16 protein-coding genes and 1 pseudogene are annotated in these 18844 nt (G+C 73.8%); 9 read left to right on the top strand and 8 right to left on the bottom strand.

Annotation, left to right across the window (positions count from 1 at the left end):
- Nucleotides 1-1224, bottom strand: a complete 1224-nt coding sequence (locus tag BM242_RS01780; protein ID WP_093836789.1) for an NsdA family TPR-like regulatory protein — start codon at nucleotides 1222-1224, stop codon at nucleotides 1-3.
- Nucleotides 1225-1508: 284 nt separating this feature from the next.
- Between BM242_RS01780 and BM242_RS01775 the strand changes: the two genes are divergently transcribed.
- A complete protein-coding gene (locus tag BM242_RS01775) occupies nucleotides 1509-1667 on the top strand; it encodes a hypothetical protein (protein ID WP_245833739.1) in 159 nt (52 codons plus the stop codon).
- Nucleotides 1664-1927 carry a DUF7848 domain-containing protein gene (locus BM242_RS01770; RefSeq protein ID WP_093836788.1) on the top strand — a complete coding sequence of 88 codons (264 nt, stop codon included), beginning with the start codon at nucleotides 1664-1666 and terminating at the stop codon, nucleotides 1925-1927. Before BM242_RS01775 ends, BM242_RS01770 begins: the two co-directional genes overlap by 4 nt.
- Nucleotides 1928-2618: 691 nt before the next feature.
- Here BM242_RS01770 and BM242_RS01765 read toward each other — a convergent pair.
- Nucleotides 2619-3497 (bottom strand): YwqG family protein, encoded by an 879-nt coding sequence (locus BM242_RS01765; protein ID WP_245833738.1) that lies wholly within the window; start codon nucleotides 3495-3497, stop codon nucleotides 2619-2621.
- Between the two features lie 183 nt (nucleotides 3498-3680).
- On the opposite strand from BM242_RS01765, the gene BM242_RS01760 reads away from it, so the two are divergent.
- The gene (locus BM242_RS01760) at nucleotides 3681-4172 is read left to right on the top strand and encodes a hypothetical protein (protein ID WP_093836786.1); all 492 of its coding nucleotides are present in this window, start codon (nucleotides 3681-3683) and stop codon (nucleotides 4170-4172) included.
- Nucleotides 4173-4242: 70 nt separating this feature from the next.
- Nucleotides 4243-5436 (top strand): SMI1/KNR4 family protein, encoded by a 1194-nt coding sequence (locus BM242_RS01755; protein WP_107365069.1) that lies wholly within the window; start codon nucleotides 4243-4245, stop codon nucleotides 5434-5436.
- 333 nt (nucleotides 5437-5769) lie between these two features.
- Here the strand turns inward: BM242_RS01755 and BM242_RS01745 are convergent, their stop codons facing one another.
- Entirely contained in the window at nucleotides 5770-6132 is a 363-nt protein-coding gene (locus BM242_RS01745) for a hypothetical protein (protein WP_093836784.1), read from the bottom strand.
- 203 nt (nucleotides 6133-6335) lie between these two features.
- Between BM242_RS01745 and BM242_RS01740 the strand changes: the two genes are divergently transcribed.
- A complete protein-coding gene (locus BM242_RS01740; RefSeq protein WP_139238238.1) occupies nucleotides 6336-6611 on the top strand; it encodes a hypothetical protein in 276 nt (91 codons plus the stop codon).
- Nucleotides 6612-6631: 20 nt separating this feature from the next.
- Here the strand turns inward: BM242_RS01740 and hutH are convergent, their stop codons facing one another.
- The 5 genes and pseudogenes from hutH to BM242_RS01720 all read right to left on the bottom strand — a co-directional run bounded on the left by hutH (nucleotide 6632) and on the right by BM242_RS01720 (nucleotide 12998).
- Nucleotides 6632-8203: a histidine ammonia-lyase gene (gene hutH, locus BM242_RS29955; protein ID WP_175541255.1), complete on the bottom strand. Its 1572-nt coding sequence runs from the start codon at nucleotides 8201-8203 to the stop codon at nucleotides 6632-6634.
- Nucleotides 8204-8524: 321 nt separating this feature from the next.
- Nucleotides 8525-9463: pseudogene (locus tag BM242_RS29950) on the bottom strand (diguanylate cyclase domain-containing protein); the annotation flags it as partial.
- A 218-nt stretch (nucleotides 9464-9681) separates the two neighbouring features.
- Nucleotides 9682-10488 carry an enoyl-CoA hydratase/isomerase family protein gene (locus tag BM242_RS01730; protein ID WP_093836781.1) on the bottom strand — a complete coding sequence of 269 codons (807 nt, stop codon included), beginning with the start codon at nucleotides 10486-10488 and terminating at the stop codon, nucleotides 9682-9684.
- A gap of 148 nt (nucleotides 10489-10636) precedes the next feature.
- Nucleotides 10637-11806: an adenylate/guanylate cyclase domain-containing protein gene (locus BM242_RS01725; RefSeq protein ID WP_425443790.1), complete on the bottom strand. Its 1170-nt coding sequence runs from the start codon at nucleotides 11804-11806 to the stop codon at nucleotides 10637-10639.
- 292 nt (nucleotides 11807-12098) lie between these two features.
- The gene (locus tag BM242_RS01720; RefSeq protein ID WP_093836779.1) at nucleotides 12099-12998 is read right to left on the bottom strand and encodes a biotin--[acetyl-CoA-carboxylase] ligase; all 900 of its coding nucleotides are present in this window, start codon (nucleotides 12996-12998) and stop codon (nucleotides 12099-12101) included.
- A 126-nt stretch (nucleotides 12999-13124) separates the two neighbouring features.
- Between BM242_RS01720 and BM242_RS01715 the strand changes: the two genes are divergently transcribed.
- From BM242_RS01715 to BM242_RS01705, 4 genes are all read left to right on the top strand, one after another.
- Complete coding sequence (locus tag BM242_RS01715) at nucleotides 13125-14720, top strand: acyl-CoA carboxylase subunit beta (RefSeq protein ID WP_093836778.1); 1596 nt, start codon at nucleotides 13125-13127, stop codon at nucleotides 14718-14720.
- A 113-nt stretch (nucleotides 14721-14833) separates the two neighbouring features.
- Nucleotides 14834-15043, top strand: coding sequence for an acyl-CoA carboxylase subunit epsilon (locus BM242_RS01710; protein WP_093837281.1), 210 nt, complete (start codon nucleotides 14834-14836; stop codon nucleotides 15041-15043).
- A 97-nt stretch (nucleotides 15044-15140) separates the two neighbouring features.
- Nucleotides 15141-15293: a morphogenic membrane protein MmpB gene (gene mmpB, locus BM242_RS29105; protein ID WP_175541205.1), complete on the top strand. Its 153-nt coding sequence runs from the start codon at nucleotides 15141-15143 to the stop codon at nucleotides 15291-15293.
- 189 nt (nucleotides 15294-15482) lie between these two features.
- The gene (locus BM242_RS01705) at nucleotides 15483-18809 is read left to right on the top strand and encodes a S8 family peptidase (protein WP_245833737.1); all 3327 of its coding nucleotides are present in this window, start codon (nucleotides 15483-15485) and stop codon (nucleotides 18807-18809) included.
- The last annotated feature ends 35 nt before the right edge of the window (nucleotides 18810-18844 follow it).

The following is an 18844-nucleotide window of genomic DNA, read 5'->3' as shown; positions in this document are numbered from 1 at the left end:
TCAGGCGCATTGCAGCACCTCGCCCAGCTCCCGGATGCCGGGATCACTGCTCATTCTCCGGCTGAGAAGACCGTGGAGCGTGCGAAGGTCGTCGGCCGCGTAGCGGTTGAGTCTCACCGCGTCCGGGGCGAAGGTCCGGGCCGTCTGGCTGGCGGCGTCCAGATCACCGGCCGCCGAGTGAGCGCGGGCCAGGCAGGCGCCGTACCACGCGCGGTCCCGCACGTAGGTGGCCGGAAGCTGATTCAGGAAGAGCTCAAGGGGAGCGATCGCCTGGGAGGCGTCGCGGCCGGTCCGCTCCACCAGGTCGAGCATGATCATGCCGCGCTGGCCCGCCAACCAGGTTTCACCGTAGAAGTACATCCATGACGGCTCGTCCTCTGGGTGCTCGGCGGCGCGGCGGATCAGCCGCTCTGCGGTGTCCAGGGCGGCCAGGGTGGCGCTGGCGTCTCCGCCCAGGGCATGACCACGGGCGGTCATCTGGGTCGCCATGCCCTGTACCCCGGGTGTGATGCGCCCTTCGTGCCAGCGGGCGGCCTCGCTCAGCCTGACGGTGCGGGTCGGGTTCCCCACACTCCAGGCAAGGTGTGCCTTCATGCTGAGAGCGGTGGCCGCCATGCTGGCGTCACCGGCTTCCATCGCCCAGTCGTGCGCGCGGTCGTACCACCCCAGCGCAGCCGCCTTGTCCCCCAGGTCGTTGCACATCCAGGCGACGAACTGCGCGTACTGGGCGACCAGACTCGTGAGCTGATCGGCGAGAGGGCCGGAAGCGTTCCGGGTGAGGGCCGAGACCGAGGACAGTTGCGCCTGTACGACTGCGATGACCGGTCCCGCGCCGATGGTGTCCTCCGCTTTACGGTGTTCGGCAAGGCACCGGTGCAGCCACTCGATCACGGACGCGTCGACGTGGTGGCGCAGTCCCTCCATTGTCCGGGTGATGCGGTCGTTGAGGTCGGGATCAGGTGCCAGATCCGGAAGCGACAGGACCGGTACAGGTAGTCCGGGCGACGGGTCCGGTGAGGACTGCTTGGCCACGAGCCGGTAGAGATCTCCGCCGGAGTCGGTGAGGTCGTCGAGCATCTGGGCAAGCCTCAGCGAAGGTTGTTGCTTTCGGTTGAGTACACGGCTCAGGAACGCCCGGTCGTAGTTCAGCGCCCGCGCTGCGGCGGTTATGGAGTACCCGCTGTGTTCGAGCGCTTGTCCGGCTCGCTCCGCGAAGTCACTCACTGCGATCAGTCCTCACTGAGGGGGTGACTGACAACTCCCCAGTGTAGTCACGCTGGTCACCTGTTGAGTCACACACGGCGGCGCAAACCATGGTCACGCAAGCACGTACCCCCGCGACGTGGCGACGTCCGGGGGCGTGGCCAGACGCTGACTAGGAGCGTTGACGGATGAAGAGTAATGCCGGGTCGCCGGTGGGTGGTGCGGCCGGGGGCGGGAAACGGCCACCGGAGCTGCGCAGGGGTGTGGTGGCCCGTGACACCGTGCGGGACAGGGTCGGAGAAGTGATGGACGTCGACCGCATCTGGGTGCACCTGCGCCCGCTGGGAGGCGGCCGGGAGTGGCAGGCGGACCGTGAGGACGTGGTGGTCCTCGGCGACCAGGCGTCGCTCAGCGCCCGGGTGGCCGTGACGAACAACCGGTCACGGCGGGGGACGCTGCGGTGAGCCGGGCTGTCATCAGAACGACTGAGTGGACGCTGACGCTGGACCCGTCACCGGAGTTGCCCCGGGCGGAGTTCACGGCCGAGTGCGCGGACTGCGGCGCGCGGTCGCTCACGGCCCGGGACGAGCCGCTGTCGGTCGAGGTGTGGACGATCAAGCACACAGGGCTGAACCCCTCGCACCGGCGGTTCACGTTGCGGATCGAGCAGCGCTGGGTGGTGGAACCGGCGCCGGGCAACCCCTACCACGACAGTGCCGGGTAGCGGCCGGTGATGGACTCCCCGGGGTTCCTTCGCGCACCGGTTCCCGGGGTTGCGGCGGATGGCTGTCCGTCGTGCGGTCCGGTTCCCGCTGTGGCTCACGGGGACCGGGCCGCTTCGCTGTCTGTGCGCGCGGGGGTTGGGTTGGGCTGGTGGTGGCTTCGGCGGTGGGTGAGGGCTGCCGCCGGCCGTAGGGGCGCCGGGCTGTCCTGGGCCGTGCGGATGGCTGCCGGGTGGTGGGCTGCCCGGCGTCCTGGAGGCCGTCCGCCGGTGGGCGCTCGGGGTTGACCGGTGGAACGTCAGAACACCTGGACCATCTCCGGCGACGCCCCGGAATACTCGGCCCGCTGGACGGCTCCTGCCGTTCCCATGTCACCCACCTCTACGGCCTCGATGCCGGGGCCCGCGGCGCCATGCTGACCGGCTTCCGCGAATGGCTCGTCCCCGCACCGGCCGGGGCAGCAACCTCGGCCGGGACGCACTTGTTCTCCTGCTGGCCTCCCCGACAGCGAGCACGTGCCACAGAGCGGGAGATGCCCGCTGAGAAGGCGGACCGGACGCACAGCACTGCCGGTGGAAGCACCCGCCAGGAGTATCTCGACCGCGATGAGAACGGCTACGGCCCGTGGGCTCTCTCCCCGCCGAAGGCTGAAGCCCTGCCGCAGGGCGGCGGGACTCGGGTGGGAGGCTCGGGTCAGGAGCAGTCGAACCAGTGGCCGAGGGGGCGGTCGGGACAGCGGGGGCATTCAAAGATGTACACGCCTCCGGCGTCCCCCAGCATCAGGCCCGCCGCGTTGATCACCCCTTGGCGTCTGGTTTCCCGGCCGTTTTCGATGACCCGGTCCTCGGTGGGGAGCCAGGTGCGCCAGGATTCGCCGTCGCACTCCCAGCTGCTCACGGTGATCAGGTGCTCCATGCGCTTGCCGCAGGAGGGGCAGCCGGGCCAGCACGGCTCCTGGGTCCAGCCCGGGTAGCCTCCGAGCTTGATGCCCGGTGCGTCGGCCAAGTGGTAGTGGTACATCCAGCCGGTCTCCGTCTCCAGGCGGTCAAGGCGGTCCCTGATGCGATCGGCGACCTCGTCGGGCAGATCCGAGCTCGGGTACTCCACCACGGGTTCGGGATGGAGGATGCAGGGGTCAGGCACGTAATCCTCGGAAGCCCCGGCGGGCGGCGGCGGAGCAGACGCCACGCGCGCCACCGGAGCGGCGGAGCGCCAGCGCACCATCGGCAGCGGGTAGCAGAACTCACCGTGGTCGTAGGGGCACCACAGCACCTGGAGCAGGTCACGCCCTTCGGGGAAGGGCGTCCAAGGGGCGTCCGACCGGTAGACCTGCGCTATCGGTATGTACGGCACGGGCTCCTCGTGGCCGGCGTAGGACACGTCTCCCTGTCTGCCCGGGCAGATCGGCCATGGCTCCTCCTCCGGCCACAGCAGCGGGCCACCGACCGAGCTGTCCCGGCAGGTGGGACTGCCGGAGCGGGGGTGCAGCCGCACCGCCTCCCTGCGGAAGGGAGCAAGCTCCGGGCACAGTTCCTCGATCGGCACCGGGCGGGGCGGAGTGTGACGGACCACGCGAGGTCTCCTCGACAGCTGCGGGCAGAACGGCAGAAAGCTACATGCCAGGTCTGACAGGCGGACGGCGGGAGCGCGCCGGGCGGTGGCCCGGGGGTGGCGGGGTGCGGGAACGGCGGCGGGAATTCGTGCAGAATTGAGCGGCTCGGAAGCGATTTGTCTCGCCACCACGGAGCGGGAAGCATGCATTTCACACACCTGGCGCACGGGCTGCGTTCCTCGTTGCGCAACAACGGTCAGGCATATGGGTTTTCGGTGTCCATCACCGCCGCGCTGGCGCTGCTCAACGCCGAGGCGGCGCTTTCCGGAGTGGTGCACATCATCTGTTTTGCGCTGGGAGCGGCGCTCGCCTTCAGCATGCTGCAGGCTGTGGCCTCGTCCGGTTTCCGCAAACCGCTGGAGCGGGAGCCCAGCACGGTCACGGCCATGGGGATTTCGCTGAGTCCGCTGTCCGTGGGGGCCACCACCCTTACCGCCTGGGCCGTGGCCCACTTCATCGGCGGTCTGGCCGCCTGGCCGCTGGCCGCCTTTCTGGTCTCCGTCGTCTATCCGCTGATCGCCGGCTTCGAACTCTCGGTCGCGCAGCGGGCAATGGAATCGTCCGAACACGGCAGGGAGACGGAGAATGAGGCCGAGGAGGAGGAAGAGGGCCGGGAGAAGGGGGAGGAGAAGTAGCCAGAGGTCAGATCCGGTCACTCCGGGCGGGCATGAGGGTCTGTCAGTGGGCGGTGGCAGGCTTGGTGCCATGGACGAGGCGGGGATGGCCGCGGTGGTGGCGGTGGACCGGGAGAGTCCGCCGGTGGGCGTGTGCGTCGACTGGGAGCGGGTCGAGCGGTGGCTCGGGGTGCGGCTGCCGGGAGATTACAAGGCGCTGGCCGACGCCTGGGGCCCGGCGGATTTCGGCGGGCATCTGTGGCTGCATGTGCCATGCCGGCAGGAGGGCCGGTTCGACTACGGGGAGTGGCTGCGCTCCACGCACCGGATGTGCCGGATACTCAGCCGGGAGTCCGGGGCCTGCCGGGTCCCGGAGTTCCGGCCGGCCGAGGGCGGGCTGCTGGCCTGGGGGACGACGCGGGCGGCCGAGGAGCTGTTCTGGGACACCTCGGCGGCCGATCCGGACCGCTGGACGGTCACCGTCTTCCGGCGGGACGCGCTCTACCGGGAGGGCAACCCCTGGTGGGAGACCGGGCTGACGCTGTCGGAGTTTCTGGCGGCCGTGGTGCGCGGGCCGGTGCGGCCGGCGGACGGCGGCGAGGGGTTCGGCCCGCTGCCCGCGGTGGTGGCGCGGAACCGGGCGCTGACCGGCCCCGGGCCGTGGACACCCCCGCCGCGGCGGGTGCCGCTCTCCCCGGAGCTGCGCCGGTTCGCCCTGGAGACGGGCACGGGGACGGCGGCGCTGCGGGTGCTGGTTCCGCCGCCCCCGGACCGGCCGCGGCCCGGGGAGCCGGCCTGGCCGGAGGTCTCCGAGCGGCTGGGGACGGGGCTGCCGCGGGAGTATGCCGAGCTGATGGAGCTCTATGGTGCCGGGGAGTGGGGCGGCTGGCTGCGCTTCTACGATCCGCTGGACGGCGGCGGGTCGGGGCTCGTCGCGCGGTCCCGGGCGGATGCACAGGTCTACCGGGAGCTGCGGGCGGAGTTCCCGGAGGAGTGTCCGCTGCCGGTCTGGCCGGAGCCGGGCGGGCTGCTGTCCTTCGCCGACTCGGCCGACGGTGATGTGCTGGGCTGGCTGACCGAGGGCGAGCCGGATTCCTGGCCGCTGGTGGTCTGGCCCCGGCATGCCGGGCAGGGCCCGCCGCTGCACGGCATGACGCTGACCGGGATGCTGCTGAGCTGGCTGCGCGGCGAGGGCCGGATACCCGGCCTGCCCGCGCTGGACGAGGACGACGATCCGCTGGAGTTCGCCGTCTTCCGCCCGTGGGAGGCGCCGGCCGGCGGCTGAGTCCGGCGGGCGGGAGAAGGGGGAGGGGGAGGGGCGCCGGTCGTGATGGCGGCGGCGGGGCTTCGCGCCGGGGGCGGTGGCCCGGGGGCGGGCCGCCGGCCCCCTGGTGCACGCAGGGGCCCGTTGTTGCTGCTGCCCGCCGGCCGGAGGGCGTGCTGCTGAACGGCGGGCGGTGGACCGGGCGCCGGGCCGGGTGTCCGGTGGCCGGCCGCGCTCTGGCGCAGCGACGGATGCGGGGCGGGTCGGAGGTCTGAGCCGATCCGCGCGCCGAGTGGGCGTCGGCCGGAGCGGCGGACGCCCCGCACGACGCACCGCGGGCGGCGGGCGGGCGGCTCAGCGGACGTCGGGCTCGGGCAGTTCCTCCGCCCCGCCGTCGCCCTCCTCGGTGTCCCATTCCTCCTCGTCCCAGGGCCATTCCTCCTCGGGGTCGTACTCGGCCAGTTCGCTGCTCCACGAGGCGTGCGCCAGTTCCACCCCCGGCACCTCGCTGACCAGGTCGATCGGGTCGACCAGATAGGCCAGGGCCTCGGCCGCGTCCTGCGAGACGGCCTCCAGGGCCAGGTTCCGTTCCTCGTCGGGCATCAGCTCGTCCTCGGCGATCCGGGAGCGGGCCGCCTCGATCAGCAGCAGGACATCGGATGCCTCCAGCACCATGTCAATGCGAAGACGGACATACTCGGACTGTTCCTCACTCATGTCTCGGAGGGTACGGCGCCCGGCCGCCGCCACTTCCCCGCGACCCGCAGCGCCCCGTAACATCACTGCTCACGTCCCCGCCTCGGCGTGCGGGACCCGCTGCCGCCGAAGCGCCGTCCCCGTCCGTCCCCGTCCGTCTCCGCCGGTCCCCTCCCCGTTTGTCCCCCCACCGCAGTCCCCACCCGCACCACCCGGGAGCCCTCGTGGCAGACCACCGCCGTATGGCCGACCGCCGCACCCTGATCACCGGTTTTGTGGCCGGCGGAGTGCTGTGCGGAATCTGGCTGATGCCGTCCGCCTACGCGGGCGGTGAGCCGTCCCCCCGGCCCGTGCCCGCCGCCGAGCAGCCGGCCGCGCCCGGCACTCCGGACCGGGCCGGCACCGAAACCGCCCCTCCGGCCGCGGACAGCGACCGGAAGCAGCACCACGCCGGCCGGGACGCCGGGCCCGCCGCCTCCGCCGCCGTGCGGACCGGCTGACGCCGGCCCGCACGGCCGCGCTATACCAGCGGCCCGGTGACCTGCTCCGCGGCCCGCACCAGTCCGCCGTCCCGCACCAGGGCCTCGGCCGCCGCCAGGTCCGGGGCCAGGAAGCGGTCCTCCCCCGGGCCCCCGACGCCCGCCGCACGCGCCGCGGCCAGCACCGCCCGTGCCGCCGGGCCGGGCTGCCCGCCGGGCGCGCCGGCGGCGGGCTGCGCGGCCCGCAGCTCCAGCGCCCGGGTCGCGGCACACAGCTCCACGGCGATCACCCGGGTGAGTCCGTCCACGGCGACGCGCAGCTTGCGCGCCGCCGACCAGCCCATGGAGACGTGGTCCTCCTGCATGGCGGAGGACGGAATGGAGTCGGCCGAGGCGGGGACGGCCAGCCGCTTGAGCTCACCGACCAGCGCGGCCTGGGTGTACTGGGCGATCATCAGCCCGGAGTCCACGCCCGCGTCACCGGCCAGGAACGGCGGCAGGCCGTGCGAGCGGTTCTTGTCCAGCAGCCGGTCGGTGCGGCGCTCGCAGATCGAGGCCAGGTCGGCGGCGGCGATGGCCAGGAAGTCCAGCACATAGGCGACCGGGGCGCCGTGGAAGTTGCCGTTGGACTCCACCCGGCCGGTGCCGTCCGGATTCAGCAGCACCACGGGGTTGTCCACGGCGGCGGCGAGTTCCCGCCCGGCCACGGTCCGGGCGTGCGCCAGGGTGTCCCGGCCGGCGCCGGTGACCTGTGGGGCGCAGCGCACCGAATAGGCGTCCTGCACCCGCGGGGCGTCGTCCTGGTGCTGCCCGGTCAGTCCCGAGCCGGCGAGCATCCGGCGCATGTTGGCGGCGCTGTCGGCCTGGCCCGGGTGCGGGCGGATGGCGTGCAGTTCGGGGGCGAGCACCCGGTCGGTGCCGAGCAGCGCCTCCAGGGTGAGGGCGGCGGTGATATCGGCGGAGGTGCACAGCCGGGCCAGGTCGGTGCAGGCCAGGGCGAGCATGCCGAGCATGCCGTCGGTGCCGTTGAGCAGTGCCAGCCCTTCCTTCTCGCGCAGTTCCAGAGGGGTGATGCCGTGCTCGGCGAGCAGTCCGGCGGCCGGGCGCACGGTGCCGTCGGGCCCCTCGGCGTCGCCCTCGCCGAGCAGGGTGAGGGCGCAGTGCGAGAGCGGGGCCAGATCACCGGAGCAGCCGAGCGAGCCGTATTCGTGGACGACGGGCGTGATGCCGGCGTTGAGGACGGCGGCCATGGTGGCGGCCACCTCGGGGCGGACACCGGTGTGGCCGGAGGCGAGGGTCTTCAGCCGCAGGAACATCAGCGCCCGGACCACCTCGCGCTCCACCCTCGGCCCCATGCCGGCGGCGTGTGAGCGGACGATGTTGCGCTGGAGGCGGGTGCGGAGCGCGGGCGGGATGTGGCGCACGGCGAGGGCGCCGAAGCCGGTGGAGACGCCGTAGACGGGATCGGGTCCGGCGGCCAGGCCGTCCACCACCCGGCGGGCGGCGGCGAGCGCGTCGAGCGCCGCCGGGGACAGTTCCACCCGGGCGCCGTGGCGGGCCACGGCGACCACATCGTCCAGCGTGACCCCCGAGGGGCCGAGCACCACATGCATAGCCATATTCAGAACCCTACGTCCTGAATCGCTGTCCACTCCATCGCCCCCGGTGCCCGGCCGCCACGGGGGGCGCTCCGAGGGCCGCTCCGCCGCCGGTGCCCCGGCCGTTTCCGCCGCCGGTGCCGGGGCCCGGGCGACGGCGGCGCGGCCGGGCAGCGGGAGATCCCCCAGGCCGTGCCGCTTGAGCGGCGGCCCGCTCCGGGAGGCCGCGGGCCGGGAGCGGAACGCCCGGCGCTCCGGGGCCTCGGCCCGGGCCGTGTCGGCCAGCCGGCGGATCTCCCCGCCGGCCAGCACCGGCCCGGCCGACCGGGCCGCCTTGGCCCGGTACTGGGCCGCGTCCGCCAGCCGGAAGAGCCGTCCGCCCGAGCGCAGCGGCCCGATGTCCGCGCCGGTGGAGGCCACCCCGCAGGCCACCCCCTCGCCCAGCCCCAGATCGGCGGCACGCTCGCACACCTCCCCGGCCACCCGGAGCACCTCGGCCGTGGCCGGCCCGGTCGCGATCAGGCAGAACTCGTCGCCGCCCAGCCGGGCGGCCAGGGTGCCGGGAAGCTGCGCGCCGCACCGGGAAAGCACCGAGCCGAATCGTTCCAGCAGACGATCGCCGGTGACATGCCCCAGGGTGTCGTTGACCTGCTTCAGGCCGTTGATGTCGCAGACCACCAGGGAGACCACGGCTCCGCTGCGGCGGTGCTCGGCCACCGCCTCGTCCAGCCGGGCGTCCACCGCGCGGCGGTTGGCCAGGCCGGTCAGCGGATCGGTGAACGCCAGCCGCCGCACCTCGGCCAGCCGCTCGTGCTGCGTCAGCCCGGTGGCGACGACCGCGGCCAGCACCGAGGCGAACCGGGTGTCCGCCGCGTCGAACGGGCCGGCGTCCGCGCCGCGCGCCACATACAGCTCGCCCCAGGCACGGTCGTGCAGCACCACCGGTGCCACCACACAGCTGCCGCGCCCGCGGCGGCGCAGCGCGGCGCCCCGCCGCGGGCAGTGCGTGCCGGGTCCCAGCCGGCGGCCGTCGGCGGTCTCCGCCCAGGCGGCCGGCGGCAGCTCGGTGATGTCCGGGAACTCGTGCACCGGGTAGGACTCGTCGGCCGGGAACTCCTCCTCGCCCTCGGCCAGCTCACCGGTGTTGACCAGCACCCGGAGCCGGCCGCGCTCCCGTTCCCAGGCGGAGACCGCGGCGAAGGAGCCGTGCAGGGCGTGGCGGGCGGCGTCCGCGGCGGCGCGGGCGGCCTCGCGCAGTTCCCGCGCCGCCGCCATCCGCTGGGCCAGTTCCACCACGGCCCGCAGCCGGCGGTCTTCAGTCATAGCCCAAGGCTAGGAGGGTTTGACCCGATTCGCGGCTTACCGCCGGTGAGGCCCCGGATATCCCCCCACGGCACCAGCGGCCCCCGGCAGGCACCGGCCGGCCGCGCGGGCCGCGGGCCGGGGTGGCGGGCCGGGGCCGGGGCGGCGGGCCGGGGCCGGGGGCCGCCGGTTCAGGGGACGGGGGGCCAGACGGGGTCGCGCTTCTCGTTGAAGGCGGCGACGCCCTCGGCGCGGTCGGCGGAGAAGGCCGCGGTGCGCCAGGCGGCGTCCTCCACCTCCAGCCCGGTGGCCAGGTCCCGGCCCCAGCCGGTGCGCAGCGCGCGCTTGGCCGCGCGCACCCCGACCGGCGAGTTGGCGGCGATCCGCGCGGCCAGCGACAGCGCCTCGGCGCGATCCCGCCCCTCCGGCGTCAGCCGGTCGATCAGCCCCAGGTCCCGGGCCTCCGCCGCGGCCACCCGGCGCCCGGTGAAGATCAGCTCGGCCGCCCGCGCCGCACCCACCCGGCGCGGCAGCAACTGGGTGCCGCCGCCGCCCGGGATCACCCCGACCGTCACCTCCGGCAGGCCCAGCACGGCGGTCTCGTCCGCCACGATCAGATCGCAGGAGAGCGCCAGCTCGCAGCCGCCGCCCAGGGCGAAGCCGTGCACCGCGGCGACGGCCGGCACCGGCAGCGCCAGCACCCCGCCGTAGGCGGCGCGGGCCACCGGCCGCTGGGCCGCCAGTTCGGCATCGGTCAGCGCGTTGCGCTCCTTCAGGTCGGCGCCGACGCAGAAGGCCCGCTCGGCGGTGGAGGTCAGCACCACCACCCGGACCGTGCCGTCCGCGGACAGGTCCGCGCAGGCCGCGCCGATCGCCCGGGCCAGCCCGGTGGAGACCGCGTTCATGGCCCGCGGGCGGTCCAGCACCAGCTCGGCGATGCCGTCGCCGGGTCCCTGGCGGCGGACGGCGACCCACTCTCCATACCGTTTCTCGGTCACGGTGCCTCCGTTTCCCCGCTGCGCGGTCTGTCGGTTAACGAGCGCTCACGCGCCGCCGCCCGGCATCATCCCACGCCCGTGCCTGCGCGGACCGACCCTGCGCAGGCGGAACCGGAAGGCCGTCCCAGCGCCCGGAAGCCGGGCCGGGTCAGCCGCGGGGGGCGCGGCGGGCGAGCAGCCAGGGCTCGATGATGCCCAGGCCACGCACCGGCCGCCGGTAGAGCGGCTGGAGCGCGTACCGGTAGTCCGCCGCCCGCGGATCGCCCGCGTCGGCCTCCTTCTCGGAGTACGGCGCCGCCCCGGCCGAGGTCAGCTCCTCCCGCATGGCGTCGTCCACCAGCACCATGTCCTTGGGGGCTATGGAGGTGAGCCGGCTGGCCAGATTGACCGTGGTGCCGAAGACGTCTCCCATCCGGGTGGTGACGGTGCCGAAGGCCATGCCCACCCGCAGCTCCGGCATGGTCGGGTTGTCCGCCATGGTCTCCACCAGGCGCAGCCCGATCTCGGCGGCGATCCCGGCGTCGTCCGCGGTGAACAGCACCTCGTCGCCGAGGGTCTTGATCAGCCGGCCGCCCACGGCCGCCACCTGGTCGGCGGCTGTCGTCTCGAAGGTCTCCACCAGCTCGCCGAGCTGCTCCTCCTCCAGCCGGCGGGTCAGCCGGGTGAAGCCGACCAGGTCCGCGAATCCGACGGCCAGCCGCCGGTCCACCATCTCCGCGTCGTCCTGGGCCTGCACGACGCGCCCGGCCGCCGCCGCCAGCTGCCGCCGCCAGACATAGACCAGGAACTCCTGAAGCTCCGGCAGCAACAGTTCGACCAGCGGATACGCCACCTCGGTGCGGGTCATGCCGGGTTCCGGGGGTTCGGTCAGGGCCTCCAGGAAGGAGTCGATCTGCCAGTCCGCCAGCCGGGCGGTGGTCTGGCCGGTGGAACGGGCCACCTGTACGGCCATGGATTCGCTCAGCAGTCCGGCCTCCACCAGACCGGCCAGCCGCCGCAGGGCCAGCACATCGGCCTCGGTCAGCGCCTTGGCCTGGCCGATGTCGGGAAAGCCCATCGCCCGCCAGAACCGGGCGGCGAGGTCCATGGACACATCGGCGGCGCGGGCCGCCTGATAGGGGGTGTACTGGCGCTCGTAGCCGACGATCAGCTGCTCCATGCGGAGGGCGATGTTCTCGTCGTCCTCCTCGGCGGCGGATCCGCTGCCGCCCGCGCCGCCGACGCCGCCGACGCCGGCTGCCCCGGGCGCGCCGGGGCCGTCCCGGTCCGTGCCGGGCGGGGTCTCGCGCGTCCGGCCGCCCTCAGTCGGTTCCGCCACGGCCACCGCCCGCCTTCGCCAGAGTGGGAGTCTCCGCGCTGCGCACTTGCCCTACCGTTCCGCTCCCCCGCGCCCTGCGCGCGGTGTCACCGCCCCACCCTACGGCAGGTGTGCGGTATCTCACGCCCTCCGCCGCCGGCACCCCCGGCGCACCGCCGCCACGTGCGGGAACGCCCGCCGGGAGACGCCGGGGAGAGCCTGCCCCACCGGGCCGCGGCACAAGCGCGCACAGCTCATTCTCCGCCGGTGATCACCCGCCGGTGATCACCCGCCGGCGCCCGGGCGCGGCCGGTCAGCCGCCGTCCGGGCGGAGATGGACGATGTCGGCCGCGGCGACCGGCTGCCGTCCGCCCCCGGCGGCGGCGATCACCAGCCGCCCGTCGCCGTCCAGCGCCACCGCCTCGCCGCGCAGTTCCTCGCCGCCCGGCAGCAGCGCCCGCACCCGGCGGCCCAGGGTGGCGCACCCGGCCGTATACGCCTCCAGCAGGCCGGAGGCGGCCGGGTCGCCGGCCTCCGTCCGCCAGCGCCCGTACCAGTCGGCCAGCGAGCGCAGCACCGCCCGCAGCAGCGGGTCCCGGTCGGTCACCGGGGCCCCGGCCAGCAGCAGCGAGCCGGCCTCCGGCACCGGCAGTTCGGCGGCGCGCAGCGAGACATTGATCCCCATGCCCAGCACCACGGCGGCCGTGCCGTCCGCCAGGGCGGTCCGCTCGGCCAGGATGCCGCCCAGTTTGCGTTCCGCGCCGTCCACCGTCACCAGCAGGTCGTTGGGCCACTTCAGGGCGGGGCGCACGCCCGCCACCCGGGCCACGCCGTCCGCCACCGCCACCCCGGCGAGCAGCGGCAGCCAGCCCCAGCGCGTCCCGGGCACGGCCGGGCCGGGGGTCAGCAGCACCGAGCAGAACAGTCCGGAGCGCGCCGGGGCGCTCCAGGTCCGGCCCAGCCGGCCGCGTCCCTGCGTCTGCTCCTCGGCGATCAGCACCGAGCCGGCCGCGGCGTGGCCCTCCCGGGCCCGCTCGCGCAGATCGGCGTTGGTGGAGCCGGTGATCCCGGCCACCTCCAGCCGGGTCCACAGGCCGTCCTCGGTGACCAGGGCCCGGCGCAGGGCCGCGGCGTTCAGCGGCGGGCGTTCGAGATCGGACCAGGGTCCCGAGGGTCCGGTGGGGTCATAGGGGCCGGAAGGGGGAGGAGTCATGGGGCCAGCGTAGAAGCCCGCCGCCACGGAGTGTGGCCAACGCCGCACTGTGCAGGGTGCCGGTCGGGGCTACTCTACGGAGCAATCTACGGATCAGTAGCCCCCGAGGACGAGGAGCCGCAGCCCGTGTCCGAGCAGGAGTTCCAGCCCGACCTTCATTCCACCGCGGGCAGGCTCGCCGACTATGAGCGCCGGGTGGACGAGGCGATCAACGCCGGCTCGTCCCGTGCCGTGGAGAAGCAGCACGCCAAGGGCAAGCTGACCGCGCGGGAGCGGGTGGCCCTGCTGCTGGACGAGGGCTCCTTCACCGAACTGGACGAGTTCGCCCGGCATCGCTCCACCAACTTCGGCATCGAGCGCAACCGTCCCTACGGCGACGGCGTGGTCACCGGCTACGGCACCGTGGACGGCCGTCCGGTCTGCGTCTACTCCCAGGACTTCACGGTCTTCGGCGGCTCGCTGGGCGAGGTCTACGGCGAGAAGATCGTCAAGGTCATGGACTTCGCCATGAAGACCGGCTGTCCGGTCATCGGCATCAACGACGGCGGCGGGGCCCGCATCCAGGAGGGCGTGGTGGCGCTCGGCCTGTTCGCCGAGATCTTCCGCCGCAATGTGCACGCCTCCGGCGTGGTGCCGCAGATCTCGCTGATCATGGGCCCGTGCGCGGGCGGCGCGGTCTACTCCCCGGCGATCACCGACTTCACCGTGATGGTCGACAAGACCTCGCACATGTTCATCACCGGCCCCGATGTGATCAAGACGGTCACCGGGGAGGACGTCGGCTTCGAGGAACTGGGCGGCGCCCGCACCCACAACACCACCTCGGGCGTGGCCCACTACATGGCCGGGGACGAGAAGGACGCCATCGACTACGTGCGCGCCCTGCTGTCCTATCTGCCGTCCAACAACCTCTCCGAGCCGCCGTCCTTCCCGGAGGAGGCGAGCCTGGAGATCTCCGGTACCGACCGTGAACTGGACACGCTCATCCCGGACTCCGCCAACCAGCCCTACGACATGCGCCGGGCCGTCGAGCATGTGCTGGACGACGCGGAGTTCCTGGAGACCCAGCAGCTCTTCGCGCCCAATATGATCACCGGCTTCGGGCGGATCGAGGGCCACCCGGTGGGCGTGGTGGCCAACCAGCCGATGCAGTTCGCCGGCTGCCTGGACATCGACGCCTCGGAGAAGGCCGCCCGCTTCGTCCGCACCTGCGACGCCTTCAACGTCCCGGTGCTGACCTTTGTGGACGTGCCCGGCTTCCTGCCCGGCACCGACCAGGAGTACGGCGGCATCATCCGCCGCGGCGCCAAGCTGATCTACGCCTACGCCGAGGCCACCGTCCCGCTGATCACGGTGATCACCCGCAAGGCGTTCGGCGGGGCGTACGACGTGATGGGGTCCAAGCATCTGGGCGCGGACCTCAATCTGGCCTGGCCGACCGCGCAGGTGGCGGTGATGGGCGCGCAGGGCGCGGTGAACATCCTGCACCGCCGCAGGCTGGCCGAGGTCGCGGAGCCCGCGGAGCGCGAGACGCTGCGCGCCGGGCTGACCCAGGAGTACGAGGACACCCTGCTGAACCCGTATGTGGCGGCGGAACGCGGGTATGTGGACGCGGTGATCATGCCGCACGAGACCCGCCGGGCGGTGGTGCGCGGCCTGCGCGCGCTGCGCACCAAGCGGGAGCAGTTGCCGCCCAGGAAGCACGGCAACATCCCCCTGTGACCCGGGCGCGGCCCGGCGGCGGCGGAACACGGTGGAACGAGCACGGACACGGACACGGAGGCCCTGTGATGAGCGGTTCGACCGCAACCGGCGAGCGGACGACGGACCCGGCCGTGGTCCGGGTGGTGCGCGGCAATCCCACCCCGGAGGAGCTGGCCGCGGCCATGGCCGTGATGCAGGCCCGGATGGCCGCGGTGGCCGCGGCCCCCGGCGAGCCGGGCACGGAGCGCCCGCCGGTCTGGTGCGATCCGGCGCGCACCGTGCCCGGCCGGGCCCCCTCGCCCGGCCCGGACGCCTGGCGCACCAGCTACTGGCCCGCGTGAGCCCCGCGGCGCCCGCCCTCCACCGCCCGCGCCGACCGGCGAAAGTGAGTAGGAGTACTCAGGCGCGCGCCGAGTTCCCTCCGGCAGCATCGGGAACATGCTGTGGTCGGATCTGGGCAGGGACGGCGAAGGCGCCGCCGGCGGGTCGCCGGAGCAGCGGGCGGCGGGGGCCATGCTGCGCCGGGCCGGCTGGGTGATCGCCGTGGCCATGGTGCTGGCCGCCGTGCTGCTGCGGCCGTCCGGCGGCTGAAGGCCCGCCCGAATCCCCCGCCGCTCTCGACACCACCGCCCCAACCGTGTGTATTTTGAAGCCTGTTGCACACCGAGCGGGGGGCGGTGAGGCTCCCTGCGCTGGTGCGCGTCCGTCACATGCACCAAGCCACCTGGGGGTGTCTTGCCCAGCACGGGAGTAAGAACCGGAATCCGAGCGGGCGCGGCCGTGCTGGCCGCGTCCGCCGCCTTAACCCTGACCGCCGCGACCACGCCCGCGAGCGCCGCACCCGGCGCGGCCGGCCCCGGTGACCCGGCCGCCACGGCCGGCCCGGCCGCCGCCGCGGCCGGCACGGTGGTCCCGCTGATCACCGGCGACCGGGTCGTCCTCGGTCCCGACGGCCGGGTCACCGGGCTGCTGCGGGCCGAGGGACGGGAACACATACCCGTCCGGGTCCTGCCCGCCAATGCCGCCGGAGACATCCACGTCCTGCCGCTGGACGCGCTGCCCCTCATCGAGTCGGGCAAGCTCGACCAGCGGCTTTTCAATGTCACCGCGCTGAGCCGGGAGGAGTACACCGCCACCGGCGGAGTGCCGCTGATCGTCAGCTACTCCGACGGCGCCGGACCGGCCGGGGCCGGCCGCACCCGGCAGGAGCTGCACCGGGAGGCCGAGCCCGAGGTCCGGGCCGAGCTGGAGAGCCTGGACGGCGAGGCCCTGCTGGTGGACGACGACGAGGCCGCCGACGCCTGGCAGGCGCTGACCGACCCGGCCGGCGGGGACACCGCGCCCGGCATCGAATCCATCGCCCTGGACGGCCTCCAGCGGGCACTGCTGGACCACAGCACCGGCCAGATCGGCGCACCCGCCGCCTGGCAGGCGGGGCTCGACGGCACCGGCGTCACCATCGCCGTGCTGGACACCGGCATCGACACCGGGCACGGCGACTTCGCCGGCAAGGTGCTCGCCGAGGCCGACTTCACCGGCGGCGGCGACCCGGGCGACGTGTTCGGCCACGGCACCCATGTGGCATCCATCGCGGCCGGCACCGGCGCCCGCTCCGGCGGCACCCACCAAGGCGTCGCCCCCGGCGCCGCCCTGCTCAACGCCAAGGTGCTCGACGACGTCGGCGACGGCTTCGAGTCCCAGGTGATCGAGGGCATGGAGTGGGCGGTCGCGCAGGGCGCCGACATCGTCAACATGAGCCTGGGCTGGCCCTGGGTGGAGGGCGCCGACCCGCTGGGCGAGGCGATGGACCGGATCACCGCCGAGACCGACGCGCTGTTCGTGGTGGCGGCCGGCAACGAGGGCTTCGAGGGACCCGGTTCGCTGCGCACCCCGGCGACCTCCGACGGCGCGCTGACCGTGGGCGCCGTGGACCGCGACGACCGGCTGGCCGGCTTCTCCTCGCTGGGCCCGCGCCGGATCGACGGCGCGCCCAAGCCGGACATCACCGCGCCCGGGGTGGACATCGCCGCCGCGACGGTACCGGGCAGCGCCGTGGAGGCGGGCGGCGAGATCGTCGCGGACGGCTATGTGACCGCCTCCGGCACCTCCATGGCGGCCCCGCATGTGGCCGGGGCGGCGGCGGTGCTGGCCCAGGCGCACCCGGACTGGAACGACGAGCGGCTCAAGTCCGCGCTGCTGGGCTCCGCGCTGCCCCTGGCGGGCTACTCCGTGTTCGAGGCGGGAGCCGGCCGGCTGGATCTGGCCCGGGCCATGGAGCAGCGGGTGACGGCCGGTCCGGCCTCGCTGTACTTCGGCCGGGTCGAGTATCCCCATGACACCGCCGATCCGGTGGTGCGCGAGCTGACCTACACCAACACCGGGGACACCGACGTCACCCTGGAGCTGTCGGCCGACGGCATCGGGCCGCTCGGCGGGCCCGCCCCGGAGGGCATGTTCACCCTCTCCGCCGAGCAGGTGACCGTGCCGGCCGGGGACACCGCCACCGTCCGGGTCACCGCCGACACCACCCCCGGCGGCGAGCTGCACGGCGCCTACAGCGTGTTCGTCACCGCCGAGGGGGACGGCCAGCGGGTGCGCACCGCCGGCGCGGTGCACAGGGAGCCGGAGAAGGCCGATCTGACCATCGCGGCCACCGGCCGGGACGGCGAGCCCGCCGACTGGTGGCAGGCCACCGTCACCGAGCTCGCCACCGGCGAGGTGTACAGCCTCCTGGGCGAGCCGGACGGCGATGCCACCCTGCGGCTGCCGACCGGTGACTACGCGGTGGAGACGCTGATCCACCACGGCGACCCCGCGGAGCCCGCCCCGCTGGGCACCGATCTGCTGGTGCGGCCGTCGCTGGTCCTGGAGGAGGACATCACCCTGGAGTCCGCCGCCGGGCAGGCCCGGGACATGGTGCTGACCATGCCGGATTCCCGGCTGGGAGCCGCCGATCTGTCCGTGTACTACCAGCTGGCCGACGACTCCGGCGCCGCCCTTCCCGTCGAGGGCAGCCACTTCCTCGGCGCGCTGCCCGAGGGGGTGCGCACCGCCCAGCTCGGGGACGCCCCGCCGGGCTGGTCGCTGACCTCCGGGGTCAGCGCCCACTGGGGCCTGCCGGAGGCCGGCCGGGAGTACATCGACTACCACGCCAAGGACGACGGCTTCTACACCGGTCTGGAGCAGCACACCGGCAAGCGGGAGCTGGCGAAGGTCACCACCCGCGTCGGCTCCAGTGTCGAGGGCAAGGAAGGCGTGGTGTTCACCTCACCGGTGGCGTCGGGCGGTCTGGTGGCCGGCCCGATACGGCCGCTGCCGTATGTCTCCGATGTCTGGCTGCGGGCCGGCGGAACCACATGGTCCCAGTCGTATCTCCAGTTCCAGGAGGACTTCCTGGATGTGATCTCCTCCGCCGAGCCGGCGACCTTCCGGGCGGGCCGCAGGTACACCCGCACCTTCAACACGGGGGTGATGGGGCCGACGCTGCACCGCGAGCAGGGCCGGATGGGTGTCTTCCGCTCCGGCGACACCCTCTCCGTCCTCATCCCGACTTTCGCGGACGGCACCGGCCGGCTCAGCTCCAGCGAGTGGGACTGGGCGCAGACCGTGCTCTACCGCGACGGCGAGGTGTGGGACACCGAATCCCTGCCGCTGATGTGGACGGAGTTCGAGGTGCCGGCGGACGAGGCCGAGTACCGGCTGGTGCACACCACCGGCCGGGCGGAGACGGGCGTGGCCGCGGTGAGCACCGAGGTGGTGCTGGACTACACCTTCACCTCCGCCCATGCGGAGGAGGAGGTCCGGATCCCGGTCAGCGCGGTCCGCTTCACCCCCTGGCTGGCGCTGGACTCCACCTCGCCGGGCGGCCGGAAGGTCAGGGTGCCGCTGCGCGTGGAGGGTGCGGCGGCGGGCGGCAATCTGGGCTCGCTCACGGTGGAGGTCTCCTCCGACCGCGGTGAGAGCTGGCGCCCCGTCAAGGTCCGCGGGGGGAAGGTGACCGTCACCAACCCGCCCGCCGGAGGCAGCGTCTCCCTCCGGGCCACGATCACCGACAAGCAGGGCAACACCTCGGTACAGACCCTGATCGACGCGTATCTGACGCGCTGACACGGAAGTTGCACACACCACACAGCTCATCCACA

It is taken from the genome of Streptomyces aidingensis, from assembly GCF_900112355.1.
GTDB lineage: Bacteria > Actinomycetota > Actinomycetes > Streptomycetales > Streptomycetaceae > Streptomyces > Streptomyces aidingensis.
Note: the sequence above shows the minus strand (reverse complement) of the source record. Positions and strands in the feature narration are given on the sequence as shown.

What these genes read in the sequence shown, in the direction of transcription:
- BM242_RS01775 (WP_245833739.1), top strand. Translation starts at nt 1,509, where the DNA reads ATGGACGTCGACCGCATCTGGGTGCACCTGCGCCCGCTGGGAGGCGGC.
- BM242_RS01760 (WP_093836786.1), top strand. Translation starts at nt 3,681, where the DNA reads ATGCATTTCACACACCTGGCGCACGGGCTGCGTTCCTCGTTGCGCAAC.
- BM242_RS01755 (WP_107365069.1), top strand. Translation starts at nt 4,243, where the DNA reads ATGGACGAGGCGGGGATGGCCGCGGTGGTGGCGGTGGACCGGGAGAGT.
- BM242_RS01745 (WP_093836784.1), bottom strand. Translation starts at nt 6,132, where the DNA reads ATGAGTGAGGAACAGTCCGAGTATGTCCGTCTTCGCATTGACATGGTG.
- hutH (WP_175541255.1), bottom strand. Translation starts at nt 8,203, where the DNA reads ATGCATGTGGTGCTCGGCCCCTCGGGGGTCACGCTGGACGATGTGGTC.
- BM242_RS01720 (WP_093836779.1), bottom strand. Translation starts at nt 12,998, where the DNA reads ATGACTCCTCCCCCTTCCGGCCCCTATGACCCCACCGGACCCTCGGGA.
- mmpB (WP_175541205.1), top strand. Translation starts at nt 15,141, where the DNA reads ATGCTGTGGTCGGATCTGGGCAGGGACGGCGAAGGCGCCGCCGGCGGG.